We start from the raw sequence: 14,322 nt of genomic DNA on the forward strand, positions 1-14,322 counted from the left end.
CTTTCAAGCTTTTTAATTCTTCTTAAATATTTTTATAGATATATCGATATTATTCGATATATTTTTTACAATGATTCATCACATTCTTATAACTTTACACTCACAATGACTAAAACAAGCAACCAGTTTTCTCAATCACTCATTTATATGCTCATTGGTAGTGCCATTATTTTGGCTCTTTCATTAGGTGTACGTCATGGTTTCGGACTTTATCTGGTCCCAATGAGCCATGATTTTGGTTGGGGTCAGCATGTTTTTAGTCTCGCAATTGCTATGCAAAACCTAATTTGGGGAGCTGTGCAGCCTTTTACCGGTGCAATCGCAGACAAATATGGCAGTAAAGTTGTGGTTGCTGTCGGCGGATTACTTTATGCCCTTGGTTTACTCTTAATGGCTTTTAGCTCAAGTGTACTCATTTTGAATTTGAGCCTAGGTCTTATTATTGGTTTAGCTTTATCAGCCACTTCATTCACAGTATTACTTAGCGCAGTAGGCCGAGCTGCTCCACCAGAAAAAAGAAGTATGGCAATGGGCATTGCCAGTGCAGCTGGTTCTTTTGGCCAATTTATTATGCTGCCTTCCACCCTTCTCTTACTTAAAACAGTGGGATGGTCGTCAGCTTTAATGGTAAGTGCGCTGTTAATCGCTCTTATCATTCCTCTAGCATGGATGTTAAAAGGGCCAAGCAACCAAGCCCCAAAAGCAATCGCTCAACCTCAGCTCACCTTTAAACAAGTACTAAATATTGCTAGAAAACATAAGCCGTTCTGGTGGTTAGCTTTAGGTTTTTTAGTGTGCGGATTCCAGGTTGTTTTCTTAGGTGTCCACCTACCAGGCTATTTAATCGATCACGGCTTTGATGCAGCCACAGGTACAGTATTTCTTGCTTTGGTCGGGTTGTTTAATATTGTGGGAACTTACGGTGCAGGTTGGTTGGGAGACCGTTTCTCGAAACCTAAACTATTAATGGCACTTTACGGAAGCCGTGGCATCGCAATCATTGCCTTTCTATTATTACCTTTAAGCACTTATACGGTATATGCTTTTGGCATCATCATGGGACTTCTATGGCTCTCTACAGTTCCGCTTACAAACGGTATTGTGGCAAATATGTTTGGTGTTAAATATCTTTCAATGCTGAGCGGAATCGTGTTTTTCACCCATCAAGTTGGTTCTTTCTTTGGCGGTTGGCTTGGTGGTGTTAACCATGACTTAACAGGTAATTACAATGCGATTTGGCTCTGCTCTATTGCATTGAGTATATTAGGGGTAATCGTACATTTCTTTGTAAATGAGGAGGCTGTTATTCATGACGCATAATGCCTTACTTTTGAAAACAATTATGACTTTCTTCATTGCCGCTCTTCTGGTTCTTTCTATCGTATTATGGAAGCAGACACCTGATTTATTTGAATATTTTAATCAAGCATTTTGTCCACACTAAATAGATGAGACATGGAAATCACTCTGCACATTGTCATAAAAATATAAAAATCGTATGGTCTAATGAAAATAAAAAAGCCCGCAAGTTTGCGGGCTTTTTTATGAAAAACTTATTTAAAATCAAAATAAACGATTCATACCATTAAGTGCAGCTACACGATATGCTTCAGCCATTGTTGGATAGTTAAACGTCGTTTCAACAAAATATTTCAAGGTATTATTTGGGCTGTGCATAACTGCCTGCCCAATGTGGATAATTTCGGCAGCATTATTACCAAAACAGTGAATACCTAAAACTTCTAAAGTGTCGCGGTGGAAAAGTATCTTCAACTCACCCACGGTATCACCCGTAATTTGTGCACGTGCTAAATGTCGGAAAGATGCCTGTCCCACTTCATATGGAATTTTCTCTTCCGTTAATTCCTGTTCATTCTTACCAATCGAAGAAATTTCAGGAATTGTATAGATACCTGTTGGAATATCACGCACTGGCTTCGCATCTTCACCACTCATGTTCGCACCAGCACAGCGTCCTTGGTCATAAGCAGCCGAAGCAAGTGAAGGCCAACCAATCACATCACCAGCAGCATAGATGTTTTCAACTTCAGTTTGATACTGATCATTTACAGAAAGTTGACCACGACTATTCGGTACTAGTCCAACATTTTCAAGACCCAAACCTTCTGTATTTCCTGAACGGCCATTACACCAAAGAATCGCATCAGCTTTAATCTTTTTACCACTTTGTAAGTGTAAAACAACGTGGTCATCAAACGTTTCAAGATGATCCATTTGCTCGTTGTGGCGAATTAACACTCCTTGCTCACGTAAGTGATAAGACAGAGCATCAGCAATTTCATCATCTAAATAACTTAATAGTTTTTGCTGAGTATTAATTAAATCAACTTTATGGTCTAAACCAATAAAGATTGAGGCATATTCACAGCCAATAACGCCTGCGCCGTAAATAATGATTTTTTGAATTGAATAATCAAGATCAAGAATTTTATCTGAATCAAATACACGAGGATGGTCAAAGTCGAGGCCTTGTGGATGATAAGGACGACTACCTGTCGCAATCACGATTTGCTTACAGATAATTGTTTCTTTAATACCTTCATGGCTAAAAACTAAAACTGTATTTTTATCTTGAATATATGCACGGCCATGGAATACACCGATTTTGTTACGATCATAAAAGCGTGTATGTGTATCAACTTGTTGTTGAATTACTTTGTGTGCATTACGCAAAACCTGCTTCATGGTGAACTGTTTCCATTCACCTACTTTTTGAAACATTGGATCACGTTGATAGCGAATAATACTAGATACTGTTTGACGCAATGCTTTACTTGGAATAGTCCCTACGTGAGCACAGTTACCACCAAGTTGATCACGCACATCTACAATTGCAACACGCTTACCCGCTTTTGCAAGCTTCATTGCCGCGCCTTCACCTGCAGGTCCAGAACCGAGAACTACCGTATCGTACTTAACGAAATTCCCACTAACGACCTCTTTTTTACGTGGCATTGAAAGCTCCTTCCTCTCTTGAATGACCATATTTTATAATAGATTATGACTAATATGCGGTGAATTTATGTATTTCTCAACCCTATATTTCTGAATAACCACATTTATTATATGAATAGTTATTTTCCGCTATTAACCAAAGAACTCCGCTATAATACAATGTCAATGTCTCTATAAACGAGTGGAAAAGTTAAATATGTCAGAACACCGTAAACCTGAACAGGGTGTAAAACTTCGTGGCGCAGAAAAAGTCGCAAGAATTCCTGTAAAAGTTGTACCTACGGTTGAAGTGCCGCGTAAACCTGACTGGATTCGTGTCAAGATGACGGCACCAGAAGAAGTTCAGCGTATTAAAACGACTTTACGTGCTCAAAAACTCCATACCGTTTGTGAAGAAGCAGCTTGTCCTAACCTACCAGAGTGTTTTGGTGGTGGTACAGCAACATTCATGATTATGGGCGATATTTGTACACGTCGTTGCCCGTTCTGTGATGTAGCACATGGTCGTCCAAATGCATTAGACCCTGATGAGCCTCGTCACATGGCAGAGACAATTGCCAATCTTAAGCTCAAATATGCAGTAATTACTTCGGTTGACCGTGATGACTTACTCGACGGCGGTGCACAACACTTTGTGGACTGTATTAAAGAAGCTCGTGCGCTTAGTCCAAATACATTACTCGAAATTTTAGTGCCAGACTTCCGTGGACGTATGGATATTGCTTTACGCATTATGACTGAATGTCCACCAGACGTATTTAACCACAACATTGAGACTGTACCTCGTCTGTATAAAGCCATGCGTCCAGGTTCAGATTACCAACATTCTTTAAACTTATTGAAAATGTTTAAAGAATACTGCCCGGACATTCCAACAAAATGTGGTTTGATGGTAGGTATTGGTGAAACTGAAGAAGAAGTGATTGCATTACTTGATGACTTACGTGCTCACGATGTCGACTATGTGACTATCGGTCAATATTTACAACCTTCTAAACAACACGCGCCAATTGACCGTTTTGTAACACCAGAAGAGTTTGAACGCTATGCAGAGCATGGCCGTAAACTTGGCTTTAGAAATATCTGGTCTGCACCAATGGTTCGTTCAAGTTATTTTGCTGACCGCCAATATCATGGTGAACCAGTACCAGAAGTTCGGCGTAAAGTAGATCCTGCTAAAAAAATCGCGGTTCAGGTCGTCGAAGCTTAATCTAGTAAATCTTTTTAAAAAGCCCTCTAATCTGAGGGCTTTTTATTTGTATAAGAAAATCAATAACATTTCTTGACAAATCGATAAAACAAGCCATTACACATTCATTTAAAAATATCTTATATCTAAAAGCACGATATATCCCTGCTCTAGCATATACATCAATTGCGACATAAAAAATTAAATTTAAACAGCATTAAAAAATTAGCTAGTTAAGCCTTAATCTCTCCTCGCTTTTTTTGTAACTTCCAACTTGAGGGCTTATCTAGCAAGGAGCAAGTATGATTTTCCTACTCTTTGTTTTAAGTATTGTCATTCAGCTCATTGCAATATGGGCAATTTTCTTTTTTAACCTAAACAGAGTCATTGGCAGTATTCTTATGATTGCGGTCGCCATACTTACTGCATTCATTTTAACGCCATGGTCATTACTCTTAGGTATTCCTCTTATTGCGCTGAGCATTATCATTTTATTTAAACCTTTACGGTTTAACTTAATTACTCAACCTGCATATAAAACTCTGGCAAATTCAATGCCGAGCATCAGCACAACCGAACAAGAAGCTTTAGAAGCAGGAACAAGCTGGTGGGAAAAAGAATTGTTTATGGGGGCTCCAGACTGGTCGCAATTTGAAAAATATCCCTATCCTACACTTTCGCAAGAAGAGCAAAGTTTTATCGATAATGAAGTTGAAGTGCTATGTAGTATGCTTGATGAATGGGAAATTCATCATCAATTAAAAGACCTTCCTCCTGAAGTTTGGCAATTCATTAAAGATAAAGGTTTCTTAGGCCTAATTATTCCAAAATCCTTTGGCGGTAAAGAATTTAGCTCATTTGCTCAAAGCCGCATTATGAGCAAAATTGCCTCGCGTTCGTTAACTGCTGCGGTGAGTTGTATGGTTCCTAACTCATTAGGACCCGGCGAACTACTCATGCACTACGGTACTGATGCACAAAAGCAGCAATACTTACCAGGCCTGGCTAAAGGTGAAGAGATCCCATGCTTTGGTTTAACGAGTCCAGAAGCAGGTTCAGATGCAGGCGCAATTCCAGATTCGGGAGTGGTTTGCTACGGCGAATACGAAGGCGCTCAAGTTCTTGGTCTACGCATGAATTTCTCTAAACGCTGGATTACGCTTGCTCCAATTGCCACCGTAGTTGGCTTAGCATTTAAGCTTTATGACCCTGAAGGTCTACTCGGCAATAAAAATAAAACCGAATACGGTATTACCTGCGCACTCATTCCTGCAAGCCATGCAGGTGTGAAAATAGGTGCACGCCATTATCCCGGCTCTCCATTTATGAATGGAACAGTAGAAGGTGAAGATGTCTTCATTCCAATTGACTGGATTATTGGCGGACAAGAAAATGCTGGTAAAGGCTGGCGCATGCTGATGGAATGCTTAGGCGTCGGTCGTGGCATTTCCCTTCCAGCATTAGCCACAGCCGCAGGTGAAATGAGCTATTTAACTGTCGGTGCTTTTGCAAGAATTCGTCAACAGTTCAATATTTCTGTCGGCAAATTTGAAGGTGTACAAGAAGCAAGTAGTGAAATTGCCAGTGATGCCTATATGCTTGAAGCATTCCGTTATTTAGTGACATGTGGTTTAAATCAAGGTGGAACCCCTGCCGTGATGACCGCCATGGCAAAATACTATGCAACTGAAACCATGCGCAAAGTGGTTAATCACGGCATGGATATTGCTGGTGGACGTGGTATTCAGCTTGGGCCCCGCAACTTCCTTGCACTTACCTATCAAGCTATTCCTATTGCAATTACAGTCGAAGGTGCAAATATTTTAACCCGTTCATTAATGATTTTTGGTCAGGGTTCAATGCGCTGTCACCCTTATCTTTTTGAAGAACTACAATTGCTTCAGTCTGAGGATAAAGCCAATGCAGTTCAAAAATTCGATAACCTGTTATTTAAACACTTAGCCTATACCTTTAACCGTGGTGCAAAATCATTTGCTTATGGTTGGACAGGTGGTTCAAGTGATGCACCTCAATCATCAGATCAGTTCACTGCGAGTTACTATAAAACGATTAACCGTTTTAGTGCCAACTTCGCACTTGTTTCTGACATGTCGCTTGGCTTACTTGCCGGAGATTTAAAACGTAAAGAAATGCTATCAGGACGTTTAGCCGATATACATGCGCATTTATTTATATCTACTGCAATTTTAAAATTTTATGAAGCTGGGCAAAAAACTGAAGCTGAACAACTGCATGCTAAACTAGCATTACAAAAAGCATTCTTGAATATTCAGGAAGCATTTTGGGGGTTATTTGATAACTTCCCAGCCAAGTTTCCAGCAGCACTTGTAAAATGGATATGTTTCCCGTTAGGCCGCATGATTTCAAAACCTGACGATGAGTTAAAACAACAAGTAGCTGAACTTATGATGGAAGAACACCCATTTAGAGAGCAACTTAAACACCATGTGTACTATTCAACTGAACCTAATGACGTGACTGGACGTCTGGAACATACATTCCAGATTTTAAGAGCCATCGAGCCCCTTTGGGATAAGTTTAAGAAAGCTGAATCTAAAGGAAAATTTACAGGGCTTACTTTTGAAGAGAATATTACGCAGGCTACAAAAGAAGGCTTTATTTCTGATAGCGAAGCTCAACAATTGTTGCAATACAATGCAATTCGATTTGACAGCATGCTTACCGATGTTTTTGATGAAAAACTCGACAAGGATCTGCCTTTATCAAACCCTCATCAAATAGTGTGACTGATGCCTCCACCAATTCACTATTGCAATCATTTTTGATTCGCATTAATTAATAAATAACCATAAAAGCGTCACTCGACGCTTTTATTTTTAGGAGAAATTAATGTCTAAGCAAGATTACGAAAATGGATTAAAAGTACGCACAGAAGTGATGGGAGAAGCTTTTGTAAAACGTGCACAAGAAAATACGGTACCCTTTACACAGCCTTTACAAGACTGGATTAATGAACATGCTTGGGGTTCGACTTGGCAACGTGAAGGTGTGCTATCACGTAAATATCGCTCATTAATCACTCTAGCAATGTTAACTGCGCTTAAATCTCCTACCGAGCTTAAAGGCCATGTCCGTGGTGCACTCAACAATGGTTGTACAGTGGAAGAAATTCAGGAAACTTTATTGCATAGTTTGCCATATTGCGGCGCTCCCGCTACTCAGGAAGCTTTTCGCGCTGCTTTAGAAGTCATTCAAGAATATCAACAACAATAATTTTAATCTGAGCCAGAACTCTACTGGCTCACTTTGACCTAATTTAATGTAGTCGAATAAATATTTAAATTACGATCACCAATTATAATAGCCTGACGGCAAATTCCTTCTACATTACGCTGGTTCTCAAAAACTGTTGCCGACATCGGCTCAAAACTATCAAAAAAGCAAATTTCATTTTGATCTATAGAATAAACCAGTGACTGATTACCTACGCCATCTAAAGTGTCGTAGTACACAATCATCATTTTTCCATTATGAATAGCAGCTTGAATATCTTGATAGCTGAAAGCAGATCCTATTGGAATTTTTAGTACCTTTGCTTCTTTATAGCTCATGCGTTCGCTCGGGCTAATATTGGGATCATGATCTGAGTGAAAGGACACATTAAAACCAAACTTTTTTAAAGCAACAGCTAAAGCAATGGTATAGGTACCATCTTGCTCATATCTGCAAACTTTAATCAACTCAGCGACATCAATTTCTATCCCATAATGCTTTAGTACCATCCAAACTGCGAAAACTCCACTGTTCGCTTCGAGATTTGCCAAAGATTCGGGAATATTTAAGGCCATAATTTAAACCTAAAGTCGTAATTAAGCAGATAATAAACAAAACTGGATTGGCACTAAAAGCTTTTCCAAGTACAATGTTTCGCTAGTCGAGGGATGCTGCGACAAATGATCGGCACTAAAGATCATTTTGCCAGGCTCGACGATCGGTTAAACACTCGTTTTAACCAACAACGGCATCCGCGAACAGAATGATCAATACTATTTTTTCCTAGGAGATCCTGATGAACGCGGTTAATGCTTCATTTACAGATTACAAAGTTGCTGACATCTCACTTGCTGACTACGGCCGTAAAGAAATCAAACTTGCTGAAGCAGAAATGCCAGCTTTGATTGGCTTACGTAAACGCTATGCAGCTTCTAAACCACTTGCTGGCGCAAAAATTCTTGGTTGTATCCACATGACCATTCAAACAGCTGTTCTTATTGAAACGCTTGTTGAATTAGGTGCTGAAGTTCGCTGGACATCTTGTAACATTTTCTCTACTCAAGACCATGCTGCTGCTGCAATTGCTGCTCGCGGTATTCCAGTTTTTGCTTGGAAAGGTGAAACTGAAGAAGAATATGTATGGTGCTTAGAACAACAGATCAATGTAAATGGTCAACCTTGGGATGCCAACATGATTTTGGACGATGGCGGTGACTTAACTGCTCTTGTTCATGAAAAATATCCTACTCTTTTAGAGCGCATTCACGGTATTACCGAAGAAACAACTACAGGTGTTCAACGTCTTATCGAAATGTGGAAAGACGGCACTTTAAAAGTACCTGCAATTAACGTAAATGACTCGGTTACTAAGTCTAAAAACGACAACAAATATGGTTGCCGTCACTCATTAAATGACGCGATCAAACGTGCAACAGATATGCTTTTATCTGGCCGCCGTGCGCTTGTGATCGGTTACGGTGATGTAGGTAAAGGTTCTGCTCAATCTTTACGTCAAGAAGGCATGATCGTTCGTGTAACTGAAGTTGACCCAATTTGTGCAATGCAAGCATGTATGGACGGCTATGAAGTTGTATCTCCATATAAAAACGGCGTACAAACAGGTAAAAAAGAAGATATTAACCACGATCTTCTTGGCAACACTGACCTTGTTGTAACAACAACTGGTAACTACCACGTGTGTGATGCCGCAATGCTAGACAGCTTAAAAGCTGGTGCAGTTGTATGTAACATCGGTCACTTCGATACAGAAATCGACACAGCTTATTTACGTGGTTACAAGTGGGTTGAAGTTAAGCCACAAGTTCACCAAGTTTATCGTTCAGAAGACGAAAACAACTACCTTATCCTTCTTTCTGAAGGCCGCCTTGTGAACTTAGGTAATGCAACTGGTCACCCATCACGTGTAATGGATGGTTCTTTTGCTAACCAAGTTTTAGGCCAAATTCACTTATTCCAAGAGAAATTTGCTGACCTTCCTGCAAGCGAAAAAGCTGCAAAAATTCGCGTAGAAGTTCTTCCTAAGAAACTTGACGAAGAAGTTGCTGCAGCAATGGTTGCAGGTTTCGGTGGTGTACTTACTCAGTTAACTCAAGAGCAAGCCGATTATTTAGGTGTTGCTGTTGAGGGACCATTCAAATCTGACGCTTACAAATACTAAGAACTTAAGGGCAGACGGTGAACCGACTGCCCTTTTTTCTAAAATGTTTCGCTGTTTACAAGGATTTGACATGACTAAACGTACACCTATTTCTTTTGAGTTTTTCCCGCCAAAAACTGATGCCGGTGCTGAAAAACTTCGTATTGTTCACCAAGAATTACAGCTATTAAATCCAGAGTTTTTCTCGATTACTTATGGCGCTGGTGGTTCTACTCGCGAACGTACACTTGCCGCTATTGAAGATTTCAACGGTAAAGGCACTCCTGTTGCCCCTCACCTTTCTTGTATTGGTGATGATAAGACGCGTATTGCTGAACTACTCGATTTATATAAAGCTCAAGGCATTGACCGTATTGTCGCTTTACGTGGTGACTTACCATCTGGACAGGTTGGTCTTGGCGAGCTTCCTTATGCTCAAGACTTAGTACGTTTTATTCGTGAGCACTCAGGTGATCATTTTCATATTGAAGTTGCAGCTTACCCAGAAATGCATCCTCAAGCTGAAAGTCTTGATTCAGACATCCAACGTTTTATTGAAAAAGTACAAGCTGGTGCCAATGCTGGAATTACCCAATTCTTCTTTAATCCAGATTCATACTTTTATTTTATGGAGCGTTTGGAAAAAGCTGGAATTAACATTCCGGTAGCTCCTGGTATCATGCCGATTACCAATGCAAGCAACTTAATTCGCTTTGCAGATGGTACTGGTGCTGAAATTCCTCGCTGGATCCGTAAGCAGTTACAAGCCTATGGCGATGACAGTGAAAGTATTAAAGCTTTTGGTCATGAAGTTGTTGTTAAGCTATGCGAACGCCTGATTGCAGGTGGTGCACCAAGCTTGCACTTCTACTCAATGAACCAAGTCGAACCAACTCGTCAACTTGTTGTTGATCTTGGTTTAAATTAATTTTGTAAGGCGTACCCAATGAATCGTTTTTTTATCGAAACTGAACTTACAGTTGGCTCAACAATTCAGCTGACTGAATCGGTATTCCATCATTGGGTACGTGTTTTACGTGCACAACTACAAGAACAAGCGACTCTATTTAATGGACAAGGCGGAGAATATCTCGCAACATTGACCGAAATTAATAAAAAAAATGCATTTGTCACAATTGAGAGTTTTAATCCTGCAAACCGTAACGCTCCTTTTAAAGCTATTCTTGGTCAGGTCATGAGTAAAGGTGACCGAATGGATTATGCTATTCAGAAAGCCACTGAACTTGGTGTTAGCAAAATTCAGCTTTTAACCAGTGAACGTTGTGAAATGCGTTTGAAATATGACCGAGACCAAAAAAAATTAGACCATTGGCAAGCTGTTGCGATTGCAGCATGTGAGCAATGTGGACTTAACTTAGTCCCAGAAGTTTTAGCTCCTATTTCGCTTAATGAATGGCTAAGCTCTTCTGAACTTCCTGTATCTAAATTTGTTTTAGCTCCTGAAAAAGAACAAAAAGATGTATTGTCAGGGATTCAGCCTGAACTTGCCCTATTAATTGGACCAGAGGGTGGTTTAAGCGAAAATGAAATTACGCAAGCGAATCAAGCTGGTTTTATGAATTGGTGTATTGGAGATCGTGTATTACGCACTGAAACTGCACCTGTTGTAGCATTATCTATTTTAAATTATCGGTTTTTATCCATATAAACTAATTGAACATTGATTAAATCAACAATTAAAGTTAACTTACTTTTACTGTATGAATATTAATTTAAATTTTTTTCCACTGATAAATCAGATTCTTTCTGTATAAATGTAAAAAAATAGGATAGAAAAATCTTATGTCTGGCCTTCAGGAAGAATATTTACAGCATCAAACAAAAATTGAACAGCTCCGGCTCTCAATTCAATATATTCGCTGGTATCTGATTAGCCTAATATTACTTTGCCTAATTTCAGCCCTTATTTTCTCTTGTTACTTTACTTCTTACATTACAAAGTTTATTTGGTCAATTGGCTTTACCGTTTTAACTTTTACATGTCTATTATTTATTCCAAAACTTTTAACACAATATCGCGATATTAATTTTATTAAAAAAACTGATTTGACCTTGCAAGCTATTTGTTTGCTCTCTGGAATTTTAATGGGAATAAATATAATTGTTCTTCATTTTTCGCTTCCAGCTAGCTTAATCTCCGTATCCGATGTTCATATCCTAATCGCCCTATTTATTACTTCAGCACACATTATTGGTCTTACTTTTTTAACTCAGCAGCCCCGATATTTTTATTTACTCTTTATTCCAAGTACAGTTCCACTCCTTATTAGTCAATTTACCCATTCTCAAGTCACCCAACTTCCTTTTTACTTTGCTTATAACTTAGCCTTTGTAGCAACTTTGCTTTGTGCATATGCAACTCAACGTAACTATCAAAAAATCTCTCAACTATTATTTAAAAATAAGCAACTTGTACAAGTCGCGGAACAGCATACTCAATGGGCTGAAGAGTTATGTGTACAGCTCCAACAAGAAGTAAATAAATCCAAAGATATTGAAGCACAGCTTCAATTTAATAATCATTTACTCGAACAAAAAGTACGTGAAAGAACATACGACTTAACCAAAATGAATGAGAGGCTTGAAAGTCATCGTCATAATTTAGCATTTGCCCATGAAACTGCAGGTATTCGACCGTGGGACTGGGATATTGAAAAACAAAAACTAGAAATCACCTTTTTTGATCAACAAAAACAAACGCAAAATACGTCTTTACATCTCAAAGCCATATTAGAGCGTATTCATCCGAATGACCGAAAATTATTTGATGAACGTTTAAAAGAACACTTGGAAGGTAAATCTGATCATTTCAATATTACTTTTCGTATTTTACGTCGTAATGGCTCTTGGCGCTGGATTCATGATGTAGGGCGTGTCATTAGCCGTGATCCTAAAACCAATAAAGCTTTACGCATGGTTGGAATGACCAGAGATATTCATCAGGAAAAAAAAGATCAAGAGCATTTAAGACTCTGCGCTATTGTGCTTGAACAAGCTGCTGAAGGAATTTTCATTCTAGATGAAAAACTTAATTATATTGATGTTAATCCTTATTATGAAAAATTAACTGGTTTTTCGAAATCTGAGTTATTAAACCAGCAGTTATTTAACATCGCAATAAATCAGAAATTGCAGCAACAACAGTTTCATGACTCTATTACCCAACAACTTCTTAAAACTGGTGAATATATGGGCCAGTTTGATGAAAAATTTGCTTCGGGTAAGAGTGTTTATTTATGGCTTCATATCAATGCGGTTAAAGATGAACACAATCAAGTCATTAATTATATTGGTTTTGCACGTGATTTAACTGAGCAAAAACGCCAAGAGCAACATTTATCTTATTTAAAAAATTATGATAGTTTAACTCACCTTCCTAACCGTTTTTATTATTACAATCAATTACATCAATATTTAGTCAATCCCTCTTATAGTTTTAAAAATCTGGCATTAATTCGAATTAATATTGATAGATTTAGAGCATTTAATGAGTTCTTAAATAATGATAGTGGTGACGAACTACTGAAACAATTTGCACAGCGTCTACGTCTCACTAATATTAATGCTATTTTAGTCGCTTATTTAAATGGGGATGATTTTGCGATTATTTATGAAATATCACCGATTCACCCAAATATTGAGCAATATTGTCAAAATATATTACAAGCTTTGAATGCACCTTTTTATATTGATCAGCAGGAATATTTTATTACAGCATCTATTGGAGTCGCTTGTTTTCCAGAACATGGCAGACAAGTTGACCATCTTAACAACCACGCTGAACAAGCATTGTCAGAAGCAAAACGTCTGGGCGGCAATACTATTAGCTATTATTGTAATAAAACAACAAATCCATATAAGACAGCCGATTTAGAACAAGAACTCCGTAAAGCCATTCAAAATGATGAGTTCGTTGTTTATTACCAACCGAAAATTAATTTAAATGACAAATCAGTTAAGGGTTTTGAAGCTTTAATTCGCTGGCAACATCCTGAAAAAGGACTAGTTATGCCAAATATGTTTATTCCTTTTGCTGAACGTAGTAGCCTTATTTCTGATATCGGTAAAGTCGTTTTAGATAAAGTCGGCAAACAATTACAAGAATGGAAAAAAGCTGGCTATACAGATATCCAAGTCTCGGTAAATATTGTTGCCCAACAAATTCATCGAGGCCTTTTACTCAATGACTTGGATGAGTTTTTAGAACAATATCAGTTAGATGGTTCAAATTTAGAGCTAGAAATTACCGAATCGGCTTTATTAGACAATACTGATAATGTGAAAAAATTATTGCATTCAATTAAAGAACGCAATATTTCAATTGCACTCGATGATTTTGGTACAGGTTATTCATCTTTAGCTTATCTAACAGAGTACCCAATCGATATTTTGAAAATAGATCGAGCCTTTATTTCTAAAATTGGTGATCAAAAACAAGAAGCGATTGTCAATGCCATGATTGCGATGGGCAAAAGTATGGGATTAAAACTAGTTGCTGAAGGTGTTGAAACTGAGGAACAAGTCATTTATCTACAAAAACAACAATGTGATTTTTTACAAGGCTATTTCTTTAGTCGCCCACTCCATCCAAATCAGATTATTCAATATCTACAATCAAATACGTATATTTCATAATTGTTTTAACAGTCTATTTTACATGCGCTGGTTTTTCCAAAAATGAGCGTTTTTGACTGTGAGAAATAAAGAAGTAGTGTTATATTCT

General features: G+C 38.3%; 10 protein-coding genes. 8 read left to right on the forward strand and 2 right to left on the reverse strand.

Annotated elements, in window-relative coordinates:
- Nucleotides 1-105 precede the first annotated feature (105 nt).
- A complete protein-coding gene (locus CSB87_RS03715; RefSeq protein ID WP_022575359.1) occupies nucleotides 106-1,320 on the forward strand; it encodes an MFS transporter in 1,215 nt (404 codons plus the stop codon).
- A gap of 243 nt (nucleotides 1,321-1,563) precedes the next feature.
- On the opposite strand, the gene sthA is transcribed toward CSB87_RS03715, so the two are convergent.
- Complete coding sequence (sthA, locus tag CSB87_RS03720; protein WP_002052850.1) at nucleotides 1,564-2,976, reverse strand: Si-specific NAD(P)(+) transhydrogenase; 1,413 nt, start codon at nucleotides 2,974-2,976, stop codon at nucleotides 1,564-1,566.
- Between the two features lie 196 nt (nucleotides 2,977-3,172).
- On the opposite strand from sthA, the gene lipA reads away from it, so the two are divergent.
- From lipA to CSB87_RS03735, 3 genes are all read left to right on the forward strand, one after another.
- Nucleotides 3,173-4,186 carry a lipoyl synthase gene (gene lipA, locus CSB87_RS03725; RefSeq protein WP_001289255.1) on the forward strand — a complete coding sequence of 338 codons (1,014 nt, stop codon included), beginning with the start codon at nucleotides 3,173-3,175 and terminating at the stop codon, nucleotides 4,184-4,186.
- A gap of 281 nt (nucleotides 4,187-4,467) precedes the next feature.
- The gene (locus CSB87_RS03730) at nucleotides 4,468-6,933 is read left to right on the forward strand and encodes an acyl-CoA dehydrogenase (RefSeq protein ID WP_106105035.1); all 2,466 of its coding nucleotides are present in this window, start codon (nucleotides 4,468-4,470) and stop codon (nucleotides 6,931-6,933) included.
- A gap of 103 nt (nucleotides 6,934-7,036) precedes the next feature.
- On the forward strand, nucleotides 7,037-7,420 hold the full coding sequence (locus CSB87_RS03735; RefSeq protein WP_031952947.1) for a carboxymuconolactone decarboxylase family protein: 384 nt from the start codon (nucleotides 7,037-7,039) through the stop codon (nucleotides 7,418-7,420).
- A gap of 38 nt (nucleotides 7,421-7,458) precedes the next feature.
- Here the strand turns inward: CSB87_RS03735 and CSB87_RS03740 are convergent, their stop codons facing one another.
- Complete coding sequence (locus tag CSB87_RS03740; protein WP_031952949.1) at nucleotides 7,459-7,995, reverse strand: cysteine peptidase family C39 domain-containing protein; 537 nt, start codon at nucleotides 7,993-7,995, stop codon at nucleotides 7,459-7,461.
- Between the two features lie 221 nt (nucleotides 7,996-8,216).
- On the opposite strand from CSB87_RS03740, the gene ahcY reads away from it, so the two are divergent.
- The 4 genes from ahcY (at nucleotide 8,217) to CSB87_RS03760 (ending at nucleotide 14,234) form a co-directional block, all read left to right on the forward strand.
- On the forward strand, nucleotides 8,217-9,599 hold the full coding sequence (gene ahcY / locus CSB87_RS03745) for an adenosylhomocysteinase (protein ID WP_031952953.1): 1,383 nt from the start codon (nucleotides 8,217-8,219) through the stop codon (nucleotides 9,597-9,599).
- Between the two features lie 70 nt (nucleotides 9,600-9,669).
- Entirely contained in the window at nucleotides 9,670-10,506 is an 837-nt protein-coding gene (gene metF / locus CSB87_RS03750; RefSeq protein WP_004707740.1) for a methylenetetrahydrofolate reductase [NAD(P)H], read from the forward strand.
- A gap of 18 nt (nucleotides 10,507-10,524) precedes the next feature.
- Complete coding sequence (locus CSB87_RS03755; protein WP_004886148.1) at nucleotides 10,525-11,247, forward strand: 16S rRNA (uracil(1498)-N(3))-methyltransferase; 723 nt, start codon at nucleotides 10,525-10,527, stop codon at nucleotides 11,245-11,247.
- Between the two features lie 134 nt (nucleotides 11,248-11,381).
- Nucleotides 11,382-14,234, forward strand: coding sequence for a putative bifunctional diguanylate cyclase/phosphodiesterase (locus tag CSB87_RS03760; protein WP_031952954.1), 2,853 nt, complete (start codon nucleotides 11,382-11,384; stop codon nucleotides 14,232-14,234).
- The last annotated feature ends 88 nt before the right edge of the window (nucleotides 14,235-14,322 follow it).

Origin of the sequence: Acinetobacter sp. AR_0276, assembly GCF_003000705.1 — a bacterium.
In the GTDB taxonomy this organism is placed as follows: Bacteria; Pseudomonadota; Gammaproteobacteria; order Pseudomonadales; family Moraxellaceae; genus Acinetobacter; species Acinetobacter nosocomialis.